14 protein-coding genes are annotated in these 21,515 nt (G+C 38.8%); 13 read left to right on the top strand and 1 reads right to left on the bottom strand.

The genetic code is table 11. From position 1 onward, the window contains the following. Positions 1 to 3 precede the first annotated feature (3 nt). The 13 genes from INF28_RS02790 (at position 4) to INF28_RS02730 (ending at position 19,681) form a co-directional block, all read left to right on the top strand. On the top strand, positions 4 to 1,098 hold the full coding sequence (locus tag INF28_RS02790; RefSeq protein WP_226391957.1) for an S-layer homology domain-containing protein: 1,095 nt from the start codon (positions 4 to 6) through the stop codon (positions 1,096 to 1,098). Continuing rightward, positions 1,095 to 2,492, top strand: a complete 1,398-nt coding sequence (locus tag INF28_RS02785) for an ABC transporter substrate-binding protein (RefSeq protein WP_226391956.1) — start codon at positions 1,095 to 1,097, stop codon at positions 2,490 to 2,492. The genes INF28_RS02790 and INF28_RS02785 overlap by 4 nt, the downstream gene beginning before the upstream one ends. Positions 2,493 to 2,509: 17 nt before the next feature. Continuing rightward, on the top strand, positions 2,510 to 6,214 hold the full coding sequence (locus INF28_RS02780) for a hypothetical protein (RefSeq protein ID WP_226391955.1): 3,705 nt from the start codon (positions 2,510 to 2,512) through the stop codon (positions 6,212 to 6,214). A gap of 5 nt (positions 6,215 to 6,219) precedes the next feature. Continuing rightward, positions 6,220 to 7,113 carry an AraC family transcriptional regulator gene (locus tag INF28_RS02775; RefSeq protein WP_226391954.1) on the top strand — a complete coding sequence of 298 codons (894 nt, stop codon included), beginning with the start codon at positions 6,220 to 6,222 and terminating at the stop codon, positions 7,111 to 7,113. A gap of 139 nt (positions 7,114 to 7,252) precedes the next feature. Then, positions 7,253 to 9,637 carry an alpha-mannosidase gene (locus tag INF28_RS02770; RefSeq protein WP_226391953.1) on the top strand — a complete coding sequence of 795 codons (2,385 nt, stop codon included), beginning with the start codon at positions 7,253 to 7,255 and terminating at the stop codon, positions 9,635 to 9,637. 88 nt (positions 9,638 to 9,725) lie between these two features. After that, positions 9,726 to 10,790: an SGNH/GDSL hydrolase family protein gene (locus tag INF28_RS02765; RefSeq protein ID WP_226391952.1), complete on the top strand. Its 1,065-nt coding sequence runs from the start codon at positions 9,726 to 9,728 to the stop codon at positions 10,788 to 10,790. An 80-nt stretch (positions 10,791 to 10,870) separates the two neighbouring features. Continuing rightward, positions 10,871 to 11,716 (top strand): hypothetical protein, encoded by an 846-nt coding sequence (locus tag INF28_RS02760; protein WP_226391951.1) that lies wholly within the window; start codon positions 10,871 to 10,873, stop codon positions 11,714 to 11,716. Positions 11,717 to 11,932: 216 nt separating this feature from the next. Further along, complete coding sequence (locus INF28_RS02755) at positions 11,933 to 13,675, top strand: hypothetical protein (RefSeq protein ID WP_226391950.1); 1,743 nt, start codon at positions 11,933 to 11,935, stop codon at positions 13,673 to 13,675. 277 nt (positions 13,676 to 13,952) lie between these two features. After that, the gene (locus INF28_RS02750) at positions 13,953 to 14,918 is read left to right on the top strand and encodes an acetylxylan esterase (protein WP_226391949.1); all 966 of its coding nucleotides are present in this window, start codon (positions 13,953 to 13,955) and stop codon (positions 14,916 to 14,918) included. A gap of 57 nt (positions 14,919 to 14,975) precedes the next feature. Further along, positions 14,976 to 16,373: an L-fucose/L-arabinose isomerase family protein gene (locus tag INF28_RS02745; protein WP_226391948.1), complete on the top strand. Its 1,398-nt coding sequence runs from the start codon at positions 14,976 to 14,978 to the stop codon at positions 16,371 to 16,373. An 11-nt stretch (positions 16,374 to 16,384) separates the two neighbouring features. Further along, positions 16,385 to 17,887 (top strand): FGGY-family carbohydrate kinase, encoded by a 1,503-nt coding sequence (locus INF28_RS02740; RefSeq protein WP_226391947.1) that lies wholly within the window; start codon positions 16,385 to 16,387, stop codon positions 17,885 to 17,887. Then, entirely contained in the window at positions 17,880 to 18,854 is a 975-nt protein-coding gene (locus INF28_RS02735) for an aldose 1-epimerase family protein (protein ID WP_226391946.1), read from the top strand. The genes INF28_RS02740 and INF28_RS02735 overlap by 8 nt, the downstream gene beginning before the upstream one ends. Further along, positions 18,848 to 19,681 carry a class II fructose-bisphosphate aldolase gene (locus tag INF28_RS02730; RefSeq protein WP_226391945.1) on the top strand — a complete coding sequence of 278 codons (834 nt, stop codon included), beginning with the start codon at positions 18,848 to 18,850 and terminating at the stop codon, positions 19,679 to 19,681. The genes INF28_RS02735 and INF28_RS02730 overlap by 7 nt, the downstream gene beginning before the upstream one ends. Positions 19,682 to 20,433: 752 nt before the next feature. On the opposite strand, the gene INF28_RS02725 is transcribed toward INF28_RS02730, so the two are convergent. Further along, positions 20,434 to 21,515, bottom strand: a 1,082-nt coding sequence (locus INF28_RS02725; protein WP_318961702.1) for a type I restriction-modification enzyme R subunit C-terminal domain-containing protein, incomplete at its 5' end; no start/stop codon positions are given.

Raw genomic sequence — 21,515 nt, 5'->3', positions numbered from 1 at the left:
AAAATGAAGAAGGCAGTATTGCTTGTTCTTTCTGTTTTGATGCTGATGACAACAGTGCATGCGGCAGAAATTGAAATTAGGAGTAATAAGGGAAGCGGAAAAATTCAAAGTACCAAGCTGGATGATGAAACTGTACAGATTGACGTGACAGCACAGCTTCTTGATGAAGATGGACCTTGTAAGAATGAGTATATTACGATTGCTATGTATGGGCCGAATCAACCAGATGGAGCAAGTCACGAAAAGGAGATAGGTGGTAAAACATATTATTCATATTATATGGATCAGGTAAGAGCCGACAAGAATGGGGAGGTAAGTTACAGCTTTATTGTAAAAATCTCCTCCGAGGAAACCTGCTATTTAATTTTTAGCGGAAAAGGTGTAGAAAATCCGTTTGAATTAGAAACCTTGCTTCCACCTGCGGATGCACAGGTGATTCAACCAATGGATCCGCCTTCTTATTCAGGCGGCGGAGGCGGTTCTTCGGGAAAAACTGCCTCTCAGTATACTGCAAAACAGCCAGAGGATAACAAAGAAAATCAGGAAACCGTAAATGATGCAAATGTTTTTGTCGATATCTCAGATGATCACTGGGCGTATGAGGACTGTATGAAACTTTATAATCGTGGAATTATTACGGGTGATGGCAACGGATACCTTCGTCCTGAAGACAACATTTCGCGCGAAGAAGTTGCAGTCGTTTTGACAAAAGCTTTTAAGATTAACATACCTGACGTGGAAATGAAAATGGATAATACTTCATCATTGTGGGCAAAGAACTATCTTGCTGCAGCGGTAAAGAATGGAATTATGATGGAGGATGAAAATGGAACATATCGTGGAACATCATATGCTTCGCGTGCAGAAGTGGTTACTATGGTAAATCGATGCCTGAAACGAGAAGGCAATGTAGATAGTCTAAAAGTCTTTACTGATTATACAGACATTCCTGATTATAGCATGAATGGGTTTTCTGCGCTGGTTGAAATGGGCGTTGTAAACGGGTATGAAGACGGAACAGTCAGACCAAATCATTATATTACACGAGCAGAGTTATTTAAAATTATATCAAGAATATTAGAGGAGGTACCCTTATGAAAAAATTGATCACTGTTGCTGTAATTTTGTTATTATCTTTGTCTCTATTTAGTTGCGGAGCAAAGCAGAATGATGCTTCCAAAATTACCATTTCACATTGCCAAGGCGAATGGTGCTGGCCGATTTTAGAAGAAATCGCAGATGCTTATACAGAGGAAACGGGTGTTGAAGTTGAATTTATTTATGTTGCGGCCGAATCGTACGATCAGTGGAGAGAAGCGCAGTTGGCCGCCGGAAGTGAACCGGATATTATATGGGGAATGACCAATGCAAAAACCTTCTTTAGCAGTGGAAAGATTTTACCATTGACTGACTATTATAATTCGGAAAGCCGTTTCAGTGGACAGCTTTGGAAAGACGATTACATAGACGGAATACTGGATAATTGTTATGATGAAAATGGTGAAGAATTGATTACCAATGTTTTATCAAGAGCACAGATTAATCTTTATTATAACAAGGACATATTTAATGAATTAAATCTTGAAGTGCCAGAAACATGGACAGAGTTTATGGCTGCGGCGCAAACAGCAAAAGACGCTGGTTATATTCCGTTCAGCATCATGAATTCATCCACCTGGACTCTTGAATGGATGGAGGACCCTGTTTTGGAAGATTGCTATGCAAATAGCGGTATAGCAGATCGGTTGGATGTAATTACAGAAAATGGAATTCTGGATGAAAATGAAATTTTGCTTGGAGTAAAAGCAGGATTGCTAAATTATAATGATCCTGAATTTGTGACATATTTTAAGCTTGTTAAAGAAATGACACCATATTATAATGTCGGATTTAATTCAGCAAGCTGGGAATTTGAAGCGTTGTTCAATGAAGGGAAAGCAGCCATGACGCTGAATGGTTCGTGGTATCCGAATCAGCATATGATTAATGAAACTCCTGTCAATTATGGTGTGGCAATGCTTCCTTATGTGGATTCTTCGATTTATTCGGATTCAAGGAATGAAAGAGTAAAGTATATGGTTTCGCCTCCTGCTGGGGATATTGTTGTTACGCAAAAAGCTGCCGACGAAGGACGCGCTGACGCTGCTGTTGGATTTTTGCAATTTATATCCAACGCAAAAGGCGGCGGAAAATTGTGGGCAGAAAAGACCATGTTTTTACCAGTGATTAAGGACGTGGAACTGCCTGAAGTTATGAAACCATTTGAAGATTTTACAGGAGATACGCCTATGGTGTATTCGGCAGGCAGAATGTTGCATCTTGATGCCGAGGCACATACCGCATACAGAAAAATATTCTGTGATTATCTGGAAAATGATCAGACAGCAGAGGAATTTGCGGCAGAAGTTCAGGAACTATACAGTGGGTATATCGACGATGTTATTGCCCTCAATTCGGTTGACATTAACTCGTATATAGATAAAATTAAATAATCCGGGGGTGCGTTAAATTGAAAAGAAAGAGAGGGCTTCTATGCTTTCTGGTTCTGTTTTGTGCAGCTTTCTATTTTATCTTAAGCAGTTGTATTGTCATGGCAGAAGATACAGATTATCTTTGTGATCAGATTGTTTTTGGCAGTGATGATTCACATAATGTTGAAGCGGACAGTCAAAGCTCTATTAAAAACATGACGACCATGCGGGCCGGCGAATATACGGACGAAAAATATACCGTACGTAAACTTGCAGCTAAAAAAGGAACCATATCCTATGATGCTGCAGTTACCGGAAGTCATGTTGTACTTGAATTTGAGGAAATACACAACAAAACCGAAGCATCGTATGGTTATTATATCAATGTCGATGGTACAGATGTGTTTTTAAGAGCGGGGGCGGAAACTTCTGTGGGACCTTTGCACTTCTTTGTAAGAGTTCCTGCAGAGCTAACAGAAGGAAAAAACAGTGTTCGAGTAACATTAAGAAATGTATCCGATTCGCCGGTCATGTTAAATCGTGCGTGGACACATAGTAATCTTGATACGCTGCGATCAGAGGAAGGCATTAATGACAGAATGCCAGTCATGATTTTAAACGGAGATTTCTTCAATTTAAATTGGACAGCGTATAAAGCAACGAAAGAAAGATTTCGCGAACAGATTGAAAATTATATTGAAGTATTTGGAGACGAATCCAACTATAAAACGTTTGAGCCTGGATATGTGATTGAGGTTACTTATCTTTTATGGCCTGATGAACATGTTTACAACGTAATAGATGCAGTTGTGGAATTGTCGCGCGAACTTGATGTTCCGATGGCTATTAATTTTAATTCCTGGTGGGGAGGTAATCCGACTTATGTGCCGGACGGTAAAGGGGGATTCTTTAGCGACCTTGAATATCAGATGCTGGTATATGCACCAGAAAATATTAATGGCCGAGGAATTTACCAAACAACTACGCCCAATACATGGGGTAACAATCCATGGCTTTCCATGAATAATGATTATTTAAACAGTGTCAGATTGGACAAATATAGAAAATTTTGTAAATATATGAGTCAAAAAATTGCAGAGTCTAAAATTATTGCAGGGGATAAGGGAATTCCAGAGATTTCAGTTTTTATTGAAAATGAGCCTCAATATTGGACAGAATTCCTGTTTACTCCCACAGAAATAAAGGAAGTCTGTGATTCATCTCAACAATTTGTGGATGCACTGAAAGAAAACTATGGCGTAGATTTTGACCCTACTGATTGGCTGGATGAGGAAGAGCAGGAAGCATTATTCTATAATTTAAACGATTATGCAGCCGACCTTATGACTGCAGCCGCAGAAGGTGCCGCATCGGATTACATTACTGTGAAAGGTGATGAAATTACATTACCGGACTATCAGCTGATGGATAATTTTTATACACATCAGTTTGATACCAATATAGAGAAAAGAGTAATTTCCGAATGGGATACGTATGAAACAGCAATTACTAAAAATGGGCATGTCGGTATGGAAGGATATGGATTGTCCGGAAACGTTGCAAACAGAAATATGGGTGCACATACGGCTGCACGTGGTAAATTTGCAGCTGTTAACATTGAATGTGGCGGTGATGGCCTGGCCATTAACCCATTAGATGACTATTATGCTGCCGGTGCACAATATGGAGTTTTGTACAACACGACCAAGGCGGCACAGCCAAAGCTTGCTGAAATGGATCAGACTGTTCATACCGAGGAATATGTAGAACCATTTGAGGGAAGAGAACTTTTCAGGTATGATTTCGATGAAAATACTACTTTTGAGCCAGATGATGTGTTGATTGCATCAGATGGAATGGGTACGGAGCCAATGCGCAGATGGAATCTTGCGTGCCCTATGGATGAAGATTATGAAGGAAGCTTAACTTTTAAGATTGACAACAAAGGAAAGCCTTTAGAGAATGGTGCAGCCATTATGCTTTACGGCCTATGCTGGTCGCACATGGACCCAAATTGTCGAGTGGAAGTATATGCTGGTTCGGACTTGAATAACCTCAATTTGGTGCCGTCTAATGTTGTAATGGATGTGGGCGGTGTTCCATATGATATTAGCGACTATATTGACAAAACAAAATCTGTTGCTTATGCAATGGTTCGTCTTTATACATCGGGAACCAGGTCGTGGTGTGGCCTTTATCGGGTAAGAGGACTCGCAAAATTTGGAGAGACATTAGGTCATACTGATGGATTTAATTATACACTCTCTGAAACCAGACTGAATAATCTTATTGTTACTTACCGTGCGGATGTTGAAAAGATGCTTGCAGAGCAAAAGTCATATGCGGGGACCCATCCTAATTATATCGAAGCAGAGAAGCTGTATCAGCAAGGAAAATTCAAAAGTGCAAAGCAGCTTTTGCTGGGTACACAGTCTTTAAGCATGCCTGCAAAATTCATGGTGATCGGCAATGGAAAGTTAGGAGATTATCCAATCACGGTGGAAGCAGCAGACAGTGAAACACCAGTGGGCATTATCCTTCGTGAAATTGGGGAAACAGTTCGGTTTGAATTAGGGGCGGAAAGAAACAATGATGTTACTTTATCTTTCTCTGATAAAAGCGGCAGATATAGCTTAACCAAGGACGGAGATGTATATGTTCTCGAAAAATGTGGCAATGGAGAATACATTGAAGTTGATGGTGTGGTAACGCTTACATTAACTGCGGGTAGGCCGGTAAAAGAATACCCCAAACAGTTTACTGGATTTACGGGCGTGCAAGAGTGGCAAACAGAAGATGAAGTTATGATTTCTTTCCATGACGTGGAATTGAGTAATTATAGCAGAGGTTCCTTCTTTAAATTTGCAGACGATGCAAAAATTTATCGGGGGCCTATTGATGCCGGCTGTGGCGAACTGCAAGAATATCCGCGTGAAAAAATGAAAGATATTCTTTTAGGAGAGAGGGCGGATGTAACGCTGAATGACGAAGGAGAGATTTCTAAACTGGAGCTTCGTTATGGATTGGTCAAAGGGACAATTACTAAATTTACCGAGGCGCAGTTCCCGGAGATGATATCTCCATATATGGAAATAACGGAGGAAGGTACCGGTAAGAAGTGGCTCTTTAAGCTGGATTCCATGACTACTTTTGATTCCTCAAAGACCGAGGGGGCTGGGACATTTTTGGCAGCAGCACCTGGAAAGGGAATTGGATTTAAAGAAGGAAATATTGTCAGTGTGTACTATATGCCTCTAAAAGCCGGAGACGAGGAAAGCTATTATGCAACCAAAATTTTTGAAGAATATATTACAGTAATTGATGAAGAATTGAATGATGATTCTTATCGTGAAACTCTATATTCCGAGAATAATATTCAGGTTGCTCCGCTTGATGGTAATAATTTAGATACAATTGGGCTGGCCGCTATAGGAAGTACTGGATCCGCTGTCTGGAAAGTGGAGTCAGATCAGCCCATCAAAGAGGTAGTTGTAAATTATTCCGGACGCGCTATTATGGGATCAAACGTCGAGATAAAGGCAAGTGCAAATGGATATATATACGATGAGATAAGTGATTTGCAAAGCATTTTCTCTCACAATACCAATCAAATATTTACTTGTTATACGAACGAACCGGATATTGTAGGAGGCAATGTAGTATATATTAAGGCAGAATTTAATGTGCAGGCCAATACAACTTGGGGATTCCTTAATTCAATTCAAATACAGATAAAGGTTTAACAGATATGGAATTAGAACATGTTTTAGATGAATATAATTGCACCATACCTTATGGTGATATGCAGATTATTGTGCATCGTTTTACGCGTATGGAGACGGATGGGGGCCTTTTTGCCCCCATCCATATGCACAAGGATTATGAATTTCATTATGTGGTAAGTGGAAAAGCAAAGGTTTCTATTGAAGATGCAGAGTTTGAGGTAAGCAAAGGAGATATTTATTTTACCAAGCCATATGTCAACCATGCGGAATTCTCTTTTGATAGCGACCCCATGATATCGTACAGTATAGAATGTCAAATCATATTTGCGGATGAACAAAAAAGTAAAATTGACCGTTTTGAAATCGGCACAATGCATGCAATTATGAAAGAAATATATTATCAGTCTTTTCATGATGATGGAAGTATTGTGGGAGTGCTGGATCAAATCAGAAAAGAAAATAGAGAAAAGCAATTTGGATATTATTTGCGAAGCAAAATAATGATTATGGAGTGCATTATAAAAACGATACAGATTGTAGCAAAAAAAGAAAAATTTTTTAAACCAAAATTACAGAATGATTTCAGCAAAATGCGTGCATCCAGCATAAAAAACTATATTGATGTGAATATCACCAATAACGTATGCTTAGAAGATATTTGTAAATATGTATTTTTAAGCGAAAAGCAGGTGAATCGTATTTTTTTTGAGAAATTTGATCAAACAGTAACACAGTATATTCTTGAGTCCAAGTTTGAGCTTGCAAAAAAATTATTGCTTACTACAAACGAAAATCTTGAAAATATTGCTGTTAAGGCAGGATTTACTGGGTATCAGCAAATGTATAGGGTGTTTGAACGCAAACTGAATATTTCACCCAATCAATATCGGGCAAGTAATGGAGATAGGGCATTTTAATATACGAGTTCGTTTAATGATATAATTTTATGAATTTTGGGAGAACCGAATATAAAAGCAATGTGGCATGAGAGGTCAAAAATATGCTTTAATGCTTTTTACAAATATATAGAGCAAAAGAGGAGAAAGAGGGAAGTTCATGGCAAATTTGTATTTAATAGCGAATGCACACATTGATCCGGCGTGGCTTTGGAGATGGCAGGATGGTTTTTCAGAGGTTTTAGCGACATATCGAAGTGCGCTTGACCGATTGAAAGAATTTCCTCATTTAAAATTTACAGCTGGCAGCGCAGTATATTATCAGTGGATTGAACAGGTTGATCCTGTAATGTTTTCTCAAATCCAAGAGAGAGTCAAGGAGGGGCGTTGGAGTATTGTAGGAGGGTGGTTTTTACAGCCTGATTGTAATATCCCAGACGGAGAAAGTTATGCCCGGCACGCATTAATTTCACAGCGTTACTTTAAGGAAAAATTTGGTGTAATTGCTAAAACGGGTTATAATGTAGACCCTTTTGGACATAATGGTTCTTTGCCAAAGGTGCTTAAGAGTAGTGGTATTGATAATTATGTATGTATGCGGCCTGCACCGGAGGAAAGCGGAATAGAGTACTCTCTTTTTCAATGGGAAAGCGATGATGGAAGCAAAGTTTGTGTTTTTCGCTTGCCTTTTACATATCATATAGATCTAAGCTGTATGGAAACTTTTGAAAAGATCAAGGAAAAAGCAGAAAAAGAAAATTTAGATTATATGGCTTTTTTTGGCGTGGGAAATCATGGCGGCGGCCCCACTATTAAGCTTCTTGATGAGATATCTAAATTAAAGATTGATGGAATGATATATTCAAGTGTTGATGAATATTTTTCAAAAATTGATCAGCAAAACTTACCGACGGTTCATGGAGAATTACAACATAATGCACGTGGCTGTTATAGTGCAAATACCTTTATAAAAACGGGCAATAGACGTTGTGAAAATAATCTTTTAGCGGCAGAGACATTGTCTATGATGGCAACGAAGTTAATTGGGGCAGAATATCCTAAAAAAAAGTTGAATACTGCTTGGAAAAATGTATTGTTTAATCAATTTCATGATATATTGGGCGGCTGTTCTATCAAACAAGTTTATGAGGATGCCAGGTATTTGTATGGAGAAACGATGAGCATAACCGAACAAGCAATCAATCTTGCAATGCAGAAAATTGCGTGGAATATAGACACGTTGAACGGAGCAACACTGCCCTCTTATAAGTCAGAAGAGAAATCTCGAGGACAGTGGGCAATGTGGGTACACGAGGTTTTGGGTACGCCGATTGTCGTTTTTAATCCGCATGCTTGGCCGGTCAGACAAACGATTCGCATATATGGGGCAGCTCAAAAAATGACCAATTGGGAGGATAGGGAGATCCCATTTCAAATTGTTAGAGGAAGGCATACCAATTTTGGAAACAAACATGATACTGTATTTACCGCTGAAGTTGAACCTATGGGGTATGCGGTGTACCGCATGTTTACGGAACAGGAGAGCAATGTTTCATTTGCATCTGATATCCATGTGTCTGAAAACACACTTGAAAATAGTAAGATTAGAGTTGAATTTTCCAAAGAAACAGGAGATATTTGTAGGCTGTATGATAAAGAAAAGGGAACATGTATCATAGACAGAGCTTGCAGAGCAATTGTATTGGATGAGACGCATTGCAATACTTGGGGACATGATGTAGATGAGCTTGGGGAGGAAGTCGGTGTATTTGGTAATCCTTCTTTTCAAGTGATAGAACCAGGCTGTGTCCGGGCTTCCGTTTGTGTGACCAGCGAATACAATGGATCTACATTACAGAGAATATACACCCTTGATGCTGATGCAAATTATGTTGATGTAAGCGTCAAATTGGATTTTCATGAAAAACATAGAACGGTAAAATTTAATTTTCCACTTATCAATGAAACAGTGATTGCGAAGGTTCCTTACGGCACGATTTGCAGAAAAGGATATACTGGTGAAGAGCCCTTTGGGTCATGGTTCGCAAGCGGAAATTTATGTGTTGCCAATGATAGTAAATATGCATACGATACAAAGAATGAAGAAATACGGCTAACGGTTTTAAGAACAGCTATTTATGGTGACCACTATTGTGAGCGTGATGAATTTTGTGAGTATATGGATTTAGGTGTACATGAGTTTTCTTATAGAATATTTGGATATGAATCAAACAGTGCATCAGAAAAGACAGCGGCAGTGCTTAATTATGGACTCAGGGCGATTACGGGCAGCTTTCATAACGGGGTTCTCCCGCTGAAGAAAAGTTGTTTTGCGTGCAATAATGAAAATGTCATTGTTTCTGCGGTGAAACAAAGTGAGGACAACAATACCCCGGTGATTAGAATGTATGAGATCAATGGGGAAGACAGCGACATTTCCTTTGTGTTATTCGGAAATCAGGTGCATTCTCATATCAGGCATTGCGGATTAAAAACCTTTGATTACAATGGAAAGGAACTCAATGTGCTGGAGTGGGAAGAATAAACATTTTGTTTCTCCGCAGAAAAGATATAACTTAGTAAAGTGACAAATTGTTTTAACCGCATTAATTTTATAACCTTGAGGTGTACATATGGGAAATATAGCAACGGTTGACAAAAATTTTGCTGTAAAATCAAGTTTACAAAAAGAGGATGTAAAATTTTATAATGTGTTACAATGTCCTTTTCGATTATATGGAATTTTTTATGAAAACGGACGGTTCCGGAGATTGCCTGAGAAAATCGCCAAAGAGGTGAGTGAGGGAGTCTTTTCTCTTCATACCAACACAGCAGGAGGAAGGGTAAGGTTTCAAACCAACAGCCCATATGTTGCTATCCTGACCAAAATGGAAGCGGTAGGCAAAATGCCGCATATTACGTTAACTGGCTCTGCTGGCTTTGATTTATACGTGGGAGGAAAATGCGGGGAGGAGTATGGAGGGACGTTTATCCCTCCATATGACATGGAGCACGGATTTGAAGGTGTGATAGAATTTGGATCGAAAACCAAACGCACCGTAACCATTTATTTTCCCTTATACAGCAATGTAAAAGAGCTGTATGTAGGAATATCTGAGCAAGCGTTCTTAAAAGAAGCAGCACCCTATAAAAAGGAAAAACCGATTGTTTATTATGGATCGTCCATCACACAAGGTGGCTGTGCATCCAGACCGGGAAATACATATCAGAGCATGATTGCACGAAGACTTGACTGCGACTATATCAATCTTGGATTTTCGGGAAATGCCAAAGGAGAAAAGAAAATGGCAGACTATATCAAGTCACTCGATATGTCCGTGTTTGTATATGATTATGATCATAATGCTCCGACTGCCCGTCATCTGTATTACACGCATGAGCATATGTTCTGTGAGATACGTCGGGAAAAGCCGAAATTACCTGTGGTTATATTGTCGAGGCCTAAGTTTTTTTTAGAAGATTATGAAAAAGAAAGACTTCAAATTATTCAAAAGACATATAAACATGCCATTTCAAATGGGGATAGAAATGTATATTTTATCCCGGGCAATAAACTGATGAGACTGGCTAAGTATGACGGAACCGTGGATAACACACATCCCAACGATTTGGGTTTTGCATCTATGGCTCAGGTTTTGGGGGATTTACTGGAAAATATAATGGAAGCCGAAATATAGACATTTTCAGGTGATTTCAGAGACAAATTGGCAGAATTTAATTTATGAAAACATCGTGAAAGGGAAGAAGGTACTTTTTTATGCAATATATATTACTCCTGCTAGTGATTCTATTAGTGGCGACGCAAAATATTTTGCAAAAACAATATAATCAAAGTGCAAAACTGCCAAAGCCCTATTTGTTTTTATCCATCACGTCTTTCTCGGCAATGCTTTTTTTCATTTTTAGCTCTGGCGGGCGGCTTCATTTCACTTTAGATGTTTTCTGGTACGCATTGGCGTTTGCAATTAGCTTTATCTCTGCGATATTGGGGTTGTTCCTTTCAATTAAATGGGGTTCGTTGTCTATTTCTATGTTGGTCAATTCCTACTCACTCATTGTGCCAACACTCTATGGAATTTTTTTCCTCAAAGAGGAGTTAGGTGGTATTGGCGTTCTTGGATTATTGCTTTTAATTTTATCGTTATTTTTAATTGCAGATAAAAAGCAAAAAGTGATGTTTTCTTTGCCTTGGGTGATGGCCTTATTGTTTTCGTTTTTTGGTAATGGCATGTGTTCTACTATTCAAAAAGCGCAGCAAATAGCATTTGACGGTGGTTACAAAAATGAATTAATGATCATGGCACTTCTAATTTGCGGGGGAACCTTTTTTCTTCTCTCATGCATTTTTCATGAAAATTTTCAGGAAGCAAGATTGTGTGTGGGAATGGGGATACTAAATGGAGTGGCAAATGGCGGTGTTAACCTTATGATGTTGGTTTTGACGGGATTGATTCCGAATGCGATACTCTTTCCTAGTGTTTCGGCAGGTGGTGTGGTTCTTGGATTTGTTACTGCGACCTTTATTTATAAGGAACGATTGTCCCACATACAGCTAGTCGGATATTTTATAGGGACTCTGTCAATTATTTTATTAAATTTATAATGGCATGAAAAGGTATCAGGACCAGCTAAAATGTAAAAAGATGGGGTGATAAAAATGTATAAATTGTCAGTTCCTGTTAGTATTCAAACAATGAATAAAAAGTCCCTTCCAATATTTGTGGAAGAATTTCGCAGGGCGGAAGTGAGTAGGGTTTTTCTGTGTGGACTTATACCTTTCTATAAAAAAGACTGCTATATCTATCAAGAACCGGAAAAAATGGAGTTTTTAATTTCCTATTTAAAAGAACAAGGCTTTGAAGTAGGCGTTTGGGAGGGTGCTTTTGGACATGGGGGCATATTAACCCATGACCAACAATCAGAATATGTCGATTCGTTTACTCGAATCGAAGGAGTAGACGGCAAAGTAGAAGAGGAAGCTTTTTGTCCGCTGGATAAAAACTTGCAAAATTGTTATTACCATGCCATCAAACGACTTGCTCAGATGCAGCCGGATATTATTATGTTTGATGATGATTTTCGGTTAAATACCCGTAGATATAATATGGGGTGTTGCTGTGAGCTTCATTTAAAGCAGTATTATCAAGAGATTGGAGAGGAAATTCCCAGAAGCAAGTTGGAAGAGGTAATCTTTACCGGTGGCGAGAACCGTTACCGTTCGGCCTGGTTAAAGGTTATGGGGGATAGCTTGTTAGACTTTGCCAAACTTATGCGGGCAGCGGTGGATGAGGTAGATGAAAACATTCGCCTTGGCAGCTGTACTTGCCACGATATCTGGGATTTTAGCGGAACGGATGGAATAAGGCTTGCAAAAGTATTTGCGGGAAAAACAAAGCCTTTTTTACGTACCATTGGAGCTCCTTACCATGGAATAAGGGTACAAAATGCGGTAGAATACACCAGGATGCAGGCCGCTTGGTGTCAGCATGAGGATATAGAAATATTTACAGAGGGTGACGTTTATCCCAGACCAAGATACATAGTCCCATCAAGGTTGCTGGAAATATTTGATTTGGCATTACTTGCTACAGGGGAAACGGATGGTATTTTAAAATATATGTTTGATTATAATCGTGATGTAACTTATGAGAGAGGATATACTGCCCGTCATGTAAAAAACAAGTTATTACGCGATGGTATAAAAAATTTTTTTGGAGACAAAAAAAACATTGGTGTCAGGGTATACGAGGTTATGCACAAGGTAGAAAAATTTGTGCTTCCCCAAAAATATACACCAGGGATTTCCAGATTTGTTGAAAATACAATTTATAGTCCGGGACAAAAGCTTTTGTGCGAAAATGCAATACCAACCACATATTGCAATATAACAGAGTATCCAGCCATTGTTTTTGGTGAAAATGCAAGATACATCCAAAAGAATGAATTAAAAAATGGCGCCATTTTAGATGTGGTTGCTGCTGAAATTTTGGCGCAAAGAGGCATTGATACTGGACTAATAAAATGTAGTAGTGCGAACTTTACGGGCGAAATGTTTTGCGCTGAAAATGATGAAATTACTAATATTTCAGAAGTCACAATGTATAAAATAAAATGCTCGGATACAGCTTTGGTCAAAAGTGTTTTTATGCCCGGCAGAGAGGTTGCTTCGTACTTGTATGAAAATGAGGACGGCCTGCGTTTTTATATTTTTGCAATTGATGCTTACAGAAGTGACAAAAATGCTTATAATTATTTCAATAATTATTATCGACAGCAACATTTAATAGATGCCATTCCCTGGTTATGCAAAAAATCTTTGCCAGCAATTTGTGTAAAGAATCCGTTTTTGTACATGCAAACGGCACAAAGTGATGATAAAAATGCGCTTTCTGTTGCTTTATTCAATGTTAATTTTGACGAAATAATAGAGCCTGAAATCATCCTTGATCAAACCTATTCAGAGGTGAAATTTTTAAATTGTATGGGGAAACTTTATGGGAAAAAAGTTAAGCTTTTTTCTAACATTGAGCCTTATGGTTTTGCGGCATTTGAGGTAAAGTAGGCTTATGAGAGAAAATAAAACAATATATTGGAAAATGTTTTAAAAACTTTTCTGATATAGTCGTGGCGGATGAAAACGATATCAAAAAAGAGATACAATAGGATCATTCATCTTTCAGTTGTTCATGTTTCGTCTAGAGTTCCATAATGTTTAACGTTTTCTTCAAATTGCCATAAGAGTATTTTGTATACGAAAAGAAAAGATAAACAACTAGAAAATAAAAGCACTTTATAACAAATAATGAGTGATAAGATCGTCTAAAGGGAGTGAAGAAATTATGCCAATATTAGATATGCCCATCGAAGAGCTGCGGAGATATCAAGGGAGAAATCCCAGACCAGAAGATTTTGACGCATATTGGGAAAGAGCGCTTGCTGAATTGGATCAAACAGATATGCAGGTTAATATTACCAAGAGTGAATTTCAGATGCCAAATGTAGAATGCTTTGATGTGTATTTTACGGGTGTTAAGGGTGGACGAATTTATGCCAAGCTTTTGAAGCCAATGCATATTGTAGGTCGAGCCCCTGCTGCAATTAAATTTCATGGATATTCTGCACAGAGTGGTGATTGGGTACAAAATATGGCGTTGGTTGCTACAGGTTTTGTAGTTGCCGCTTTGGATACCCGCGGCCAGGGAGGAAAATCAGAGGATATAAATCCTGTCAAAGGGAATACGTTAAATGGCCATATCATTCGCGGATTGGACGATCCGGATGCAGATAATATGCTGTTTCGCCAGTGTTTTTTGGATACTGCCGCACTGGCACGAATTGTCATGGGATTGGATTATGTGGATGAGGGAAGAGTTGCTGCAATGGGAGGTTCCCAGGGAGGTGGATTGACGTTAGCGTGTGCGGCTCTTGAACCCCGTATTGCTAAGGTTGTGCCGACGCATCCGTTTTTAAGTGATTATAAACGGGTATGGGAAATGGATTTAGCAATGAATGCATACGAGGAAATATGTAATTTTTTCCGGTGGTATGACCCTTGTCACTTGCGGGAAGAGGAGATTTTTACTAAATTAGGTTATATTGATGTACAGCATTTGGCTTCACGCATTAAGGGGGAGGTTTATCTTACAACCGGTCTCATGGATAATATTTGTCCTCCATCTACCGTGTTTGCTGCCTATAATCATATCAAAGCAAAAAAAACCATACGCATTTATCCGGATTTTGGGCATGAATATATGCCTGGCCATGATGATGGCGTTTTTCAATTTTTAAAAGATTTGCTGTAAAAAGGCCCAAAAATACAAAATAATTTTAGATGATATCAGAAGGGGGATAATATAAAAATGAAAAAGCAAACGTTTGCATTGTATTTTGGAAACAGAGGATTTTTCCCAGAAAGCCTGATAGAAACTGCTAGAGAGGAAATGAAACAGGCGGTAACAGAAGCGGGATATGATTATATCATTCCCCCCATTGATATGACTCGGTATGGAGCAGTTGAAACGAGTGAGGAAGGACGAAAATATGCCGAGTGGCTAAAAGAACACGAAGGAAAATATGATGGAATTATTATATCACTTCCCAATTTTGGTGATGAAAACGGCGCAGTTGCAGCTGTTTCGGAGACAGATAAACCAATTTTTTTACAAGCGTATCCAGATGAAATAGGGAAAATGGATTTTGAACATCGACGTGATTCCTACTGCGGAAAATTTAGCATTGAAGATTATTTCCATCAATGTGGCATTCGATATACGGTGTTTGAGCCTCATGTAGTTCATCCGCTGACGATGAAGTTTAAGCAAAATCTTGATGACTTTGCGGCTGTTTGCCGGGTTGTAAATGGTATGAAAAAATTTACTGTTGGAATACTTGGAGCCAGAACATCAAAGTTTAAAACAGTACGATATGATGAAATAACGCTTCAGAAATATGGCATTACCTGTGAATCGTTTGATTTATCAGATTTATTTTATCGTGTGCGGCAATACTCGGACAAAGACTCCAAAGTGATAGAACGCATGAATCAGCTGAGACAATATACGGATTTTTCCCATGTGCCTGAGGACAAACTTTGTACTTTAGGAAAAGTATCCATGGTGATTGATGATTATATAAGTGAATTTAAGTTGGATTGTATCACTCTTCGGTGTTGGGAGGAAATGCAAACTGAACTTGGCATTGCTCCTTGTGTACTTTTAAGTGAATTAAACGATAGGGGTATTGTGGCTTCCTGTGAAATTGACTTATGTTCCGCAATCAGTATGTATGCGATGCAGCTTGCCTCTGAAAAACCGACAGCCTGTCTTGATTGGAATAACAATTATGGCAGTGATCCTAATAAAGTAATTCTTTTTCATTGTGGTTCCACAGCGCAACAGTTAATGAAAGGAAGAGGCGTTGTCAGTGACCATAAAATGTTTGCAAAGGCATGTCCAGGTTGTGGTTGGGGAAGCAATGAGGGAAGAATTGCGTCATTCCCGATGACCTTTTCAAATTGTAAGACAGAGGATGGAAAACTGACTTGTTATATTGACGAAGGTAGTTTTACAGATGATGAGATAGAAAATAGATTTTTTGGATGCGGTGGTGTTGCGGTTATTGATGATTTACAAAGAAAGCTTATAAGACTTGGCCGGGAAGGATTTAGGCATCACACAGCAATCGGAGTTGGGCATATGGCGAAAATTTTGAATGAAGCGTTTACATATTATCTTAATTATAATGTAATTGAATTATAAGGAGGCGTGATATGTTCATAGGTGGTTTGGATGTGGGAACAACTGGGTGTAAGCTGACTGTTTACGATACGAGTGGGTTGTATATTTCTAACTCGTATGTCGAGTATGATGTTACACGGAGCAATGGGGAGCATGAAATTGACGCAAACATCATTTTTGAGTCAGTATGCACGGTTATCAAAGAAATTGCAAAAGATTATGATTTGGCGGCAATCGGCATCACCACTTTTGGCGAAAGTTTTGTTGTAGTTGATAAAAAAGGCAGTGTTTTGTTTCCTACCATGCTCTATACTGATCCGAGAGGGGAAGAGGAGTGTGCTGTTCTATGCTCAGAAGTAGGAATGAACAGGTTAATTTCGATTTTAGGTGTGAAACCGAGTTCCATGTATAGCCTCCCTAAAATTATGTGGTTAAAAAATCACCACCCTGAGGTATACCAAAATATAGACAAGATCATGTTAATTGAAGATTTTATTGTATATAAGCTTACTGGAAAAGCACAAATTGATTATTCTCTTGCAGCACGAACAATGGGATTTGATATCATAAATAAATGCTGGAGTGCAGAAGTGTTTGATGCAGCAGGAGTGGATGTGCGTTTGATGTCTAAGCTGGTTTCTACAGGCAGTATAGCGGGCTGTATTTTACCGGAAATGGCGGAAAAACTGGGACTTTCTTCCGAAACAAAAATTATCAATGGCTGTCACGATCAAGTTGCGTCTGCTATAGGGGCAGGTGTATTTGAAACGGGACAGGCTGTGGATGGAACTGGTACAGTTGAGTGTGTAACGCCTGTTTTTAATACTATTCCTAATAATGAGCAGCTATATGAAGAGGGATATGCGGTTGTACCGTATATATTTGACGGAACCTATGTTTGTTACGCCTTTTCATTTACAGGCGGCTCTGCTCTTAAATGGTATAGGGATAATTTCGCAAAGTATGAGGCAAGACTGGTTAAGAATTTAAAGAAAAATATCTTTGCAGTACTGGATAGTCACATGCCAAATGAACCGACAAACTTATTAGTGTTGCCCCACTTTTCCGGTGCAGCAACTCCATATATGGATTATAGAGCTAAGGCGGCAATTTTGGGGCTTACGCTTGAGCATACCGGTTTAGATATTTATCGAGCTCTTATAGAAGGGGTTACCTTTGAAATTCTATTGAATCTGGAACATTTAGCCAGGTTTGGGATTTGTCCTCAAAATTTGTATGCAACAGGTGGCGGCGCGGCTTCTCCTGCTTGGCTGCAAATCAAGGCAGATATTTTAAATAGACCTATTACTGCTCTGGCAGCAAAAGAAGTTGGTACCTGTGGAACATGTATGCTGACTGCGGCTGCCATAGGAACAGTGGTAGATATGCATGAGGCAAAAGAAAAATTTGTAAAGTATGAACAGACTTATAAGCCCATTGAAAAAAACGCAAAAATATATGCAAGGACTTACGAAGCATATAAACAAATATATAAAGCGATTAAACCGATTGTAGAGGGACTGACATATGAATAAATATATCGGCAATGAATTACAACTTTGGGGTGTTGAAGAAGCTATTCTTGTTAGTGGAAAAGCAAACGGCATGAGGATTTTAAATGTAAGAAATGGTAAGGGCCTTGAATTTACTGTATCACTTGATAGAGGGGCTGATATCTCGAGAGTAATCTTTAAGGGCGATAATATGGGATATTTTGCTCCATGCGGGTATGTTTCATCCAAATATTATGATAGCACAGGAGATGGCTTCCTGAAATCATTTACAGCTGGGTTTCTTACAACCTGCGGACTTACAGCAGTTGGTACGCCGTGTGTGGATAACGGAGAAACATTGCCTCTTCATGGGACTATTTCAAATACACCATGTGATAATTTCAGATATTGGACAGAGGATGGCAAAATACATATTAAAACAAGGGTACAAGACGCTGCACTTTTTTCACATAAGCTTGTGATGGAAAGGGAGTATATCTGTCCCCTTGACAGCAATTCTATCTATCTTATTGATGAAATAACCAATATCGGATCAGTAGAATCTCCATTGCAAGTGTTGTATCATTGTAATATGGGATATCCACTGCTTTCTGAAAATGCAGTTGTCACAATTCCTTCTGATGGGGTTACCCCTAGAAATAAACATGCCATCGAGGGGTTGGAACACTGCCTTCAAATGGAAAAACCTCAGAGAGGCTATCAAGAAAAATGTTATTACCATAAGATTCATGGGATCCCACGTATCTCTATTTTCAACAGTAATATCGGCAAGGGGGTATCTCTATTTTATGACACGAAAGAGCTTCCATATTTTACTGAGTGGAAAATGATGGGCGAATATGAGTATGTTTTGGGACTGGAGCCGGGCAACTGTTTGCCAGATGGACGTGATGTAATGAGAAAACAAAAGATATTGGAATTTTTAAAACCAGATGAAACGAAAATACATCACATCAAATTTGAATTTATGGAGGAGGCACCATGTTAACTACATTAAAAGCAATTTTAAAAATTGCAGAGGCAAATAATTGTGCAATCGGTGCATTTAATACACCGAATCTAGCCAGCTTGAAAGCAGTAATTGGCGCGGCTGAGGAACTAAACCAACCTGCCATTATTATGCACGCCCAAATACATGAGGAAATGGGCATTTGCAAGATGGAGGAAATTGCACCAATCATGTTGTTTATGGCTGACAAAGCAACAGTGCCGATATGTGTACATTTAGATCATGGAACGGATCTAGGCTATATAAAACGGGGACTTGATATAGGATTTACGTCAATTATGTATGATGGTTCTGAATTTAATGAAAAAATAAATTATGCAAATACTTGTATTGCTGTTGAATTAGCCGCGCGATATGGTGCATCAGTTGAGGCAGAAATTGGCTCAATGGGTGCTCGGGAGTCAGAAAACGGCACCAACCATATTGCCGGTGCCTATACGGAACCAGAAGTCGCATACAGGTTTGCTCGTGAAACAAAGATTGATGCACTTGCTTGTGCTTTTGGTACAGCCCATGGTGTGTATTTAAAACAGCCGCAGCTCGATTTTGAACGACTGAAAGAGATTCACCATCTTGTGGATATTCCGCTTGTTATGCACGGAGGCAGTGGTATTAGCTCAGAAGATTATAAAAAGGTAATTGCTCTTGGAATACGGAAAATAAATTATTATACATATATGGCAAAGGCTGGTGGTACAGCTGTTGCCAACCTTACTGATAAAACTTTTTTCCATGATATAGAAGTGGCTGCAATAAATGGTATGAAGGACAATGTACAAAAGGCGATGCGTATATTTTCTCCTTAGGCGTTTGTTTCATACTAAAATTTGCGTTTATAGGAAAAACTGGACGATAGGGGATGCGGACATAATCTTGGACTGTTTATATAGCTAATCCAAGTCTATGTCCGCACACCCCTCTCGACGTGAATATCTGGAAGAATTGGCCAATTACAGATAAAAAACGGAGTAAATACATCTTTATTTGTAGTGGGGACGGTTCATTACTCGCTTGTGACAGTCCCTCGATATTTTGTTTAAATCGTATTATATTTTGAAGTTTATACAAAACACGAGATTTCCCCGGTTATTGTTATTTTCATGGTATACGATAACAAAATTTTTCCATTTTGCCAATGTATTTTGCTTTAGGCAAAATCCATGATATCAATATTTCGCAGATACATATACAAAAGGGAGCTTCCGTCAGGAAACTCCCCTTCGTATATGATTTTAGCAGTTATTTTCGCTAAATTTGAAAGAATCTCAGATTACTGAGCGTTGTTCTGCAGATCCTTTTCGTATTTCTCGATCATTTTTTTAAACATTTGTCCCATACGAACATTTGAATTTAAAAGGAAAAACCGCACAATTGTCCATCATCAGCAAACTATGATTTTTGATGTCTGCGTCAGTTTTTAGCTCAAGCAGCCGTGGCAGTAGTCTCATTTACTTTGAGACTACTGCCTTGTTTTTATATAAATTATTTTTATCAGGAATGTTTTGAAAGTGGGTTCAGTCCGATGTAAAAAGTAGTGTGGTTATTTTGTTGTTAGTACCTATGCTGCTGCATTTTTGTTGATTTGATCAATTACGCTGCGGATTCCTAACCACACAGACATGTCTGTAAAAATTTCTACAATGCTGCCTTTATCTGTGAATGGAGCGTCTTGCAACACAGACAAATCTTTCATTATGCCGTTGCGAACAATATATTCAACAATCTGATTTACAAAGTAAATCTGCCTTGCGTCAAGCTTTGTATTATTTAAAAATTCTGAAAATGCTTCTTTTGCGGCATTCATGTCAAGGCCAACCAGTTCACGCACAAATTCCCCAAGGGGCTTGTCGCCGTATTCTGCGGTATAATCCTCTTTGGATCCCAATTCTTCCCATAAAATCTTTTCCAGTTCGGAGATGTCCTCGGCAGTCAAAGGAATATTGCCTTTTAACTTTGCGATGGTTCGGTTATCTTGATGCTGTCTTATGTAAAACTCTGCCTTTGCCCGATAGTTTTTTAAGTCATCGTTTTCAAGCTCAGATACATTCCATTCGGTAGCAAGAATATCGTCTGCAAAATTGGTATCATATTTTCTGCTGTCTTTCGGAATATATTTCATCAGATCTCTAAGAGATGTACGAATATTTTCAAATTCGTTGATTCCACAGTTATCCAAGAAATCGGTATGTAGAATTTGATGGATGATCTCTGCCTTTGCGGTAATCTCAGGTATATTGGCAACGCTTGCAATGGCGTTGACTTTTTTGAATAGGTCGTTTTTGTGTCGGCTGTATCCTTTTCCGTCAAGGTGTGCAAGTTCAATGGCATAGATAAGAGCATCAAAGCGCACGGCGCTTGCTTCGTCTTCGTCGGGGATAATAAGAGGAGCCAGTTCATCGCGAATAAGAAGAGTATCCTCGTATGTCAGTGAAATATAGTTTTGTTCGTTTGCATATAGATCTACATATTTCAGATGTTGTTTTACGGCAAAACTATCTCTGTTAAGCTCTCTCACCTTTGATGCCATTTCTGCGACCAAACTTTTCCGGAAAGCGATGAATGTATCGGTCTGATACATAATATCCTGTAGTTTAAAAATAATCTGTGCTTTTAAATAGAATATTGCTCCTTGCAGCGCCA

Source organism: Ructibacterium gallinarum, assembly GCF_014982785.1.
Taxonomy (GTDB): Bacteria; Bacillota; Clostridia; order Monoglobales; family Monoglobaceae; genus Ructibacterium; species Ructibacterium gallinarum.
Note: the sequence above shows the minus strand (reverse complement) of the source record. Positions and strands in the feature narration are given on the sequence as shown.

Excerpts from the sequence above, each read along its gene's own strand:
- INF28_RS02785 (WP_226391956.1), top strand. The coding sequence starts at position 1,095 with ATGAAAAAATTGATCACTGTTGCTGTAATTTTGTTATTATCTTTGTCT.
- INF28_RS02770 (WP_226391953.1), top strand. The coding sequence starts at position 7,253 with ATGGCAAATTTGTATTTAATAGCGAATGCACACATTGATCCGGCGTGG.
- INF28_RS02730 (WP_226391945.1), top strand. The coding sequence starts at position 18,848 with ATGTTAACTACATTAAAAGCAATTTTAAAAATTGCAGAGGCAAATAAT.
- INF28_RS02755 (WP_226391950.1), top strand. The coding sequence starts at position 11,933 with ATGGAGTTTTTAATTTCCTATTTAAAAGAACAAGGCTTTGAAGTAGGC.
- INF28_RS02740 (WP_226391947.1), top strand. The coding sequence starts at position 16,385 with ATGTTCATAGGTGGTTTGGATGTGGGAACAACTGGGTGTAAGCTGACT.
- INF28_RS02750 (WP_226391949.1), top strand. The coding sequence starts at position 13,953 with ATGCCAATATTAGATATGCCCATCGAAGAGCTGCGGAGATATCAAGGG.
- INF28_RS02760 (WP_226391951.1), top strand. The coding sequence starts at position 10,871 with ATGCAATATATATTACTCCTGCTAGTGATTCTATTAGTGGCGACGCAA.
- INF28_RS02765 (WP_226391952.1), top strand. The coding sequence starts at position 9,726 with ATGGGAAATATAGCAACGGTTGACAAAAATTTTGCTGTAAAATCAAGT.
- INF28_RS02745 (WP_226391948.1), top strand. The coding sequence starts at position 14,976 with ATGAAAAAGCAAACGTTTGCATTGTATTTTGGAAACAGAGGATTTTTC.
- INF28_RS02775 (WP_226391954.1), top strand. The coding sequence starts at position 6,220 with ATGGAATTAGAACATGTTTTAGATGAATATAATTGCACCATACCTTAT.
- INF28_RS02790 (WP_226391957.1), top strand. The coding sequence starts at position 4 with ATGAAGAAGGCAGTATTGCTTGTTCTTTCTGTTTTGATGCTGATGACA.
- INF28_RS02735 (WP_226391946.1), top strand. The coding sequence starts at position 17,880 with ATGAATAAATATATCGGCAATGAATTACAACTTTGGGGTGTTGAAGAA.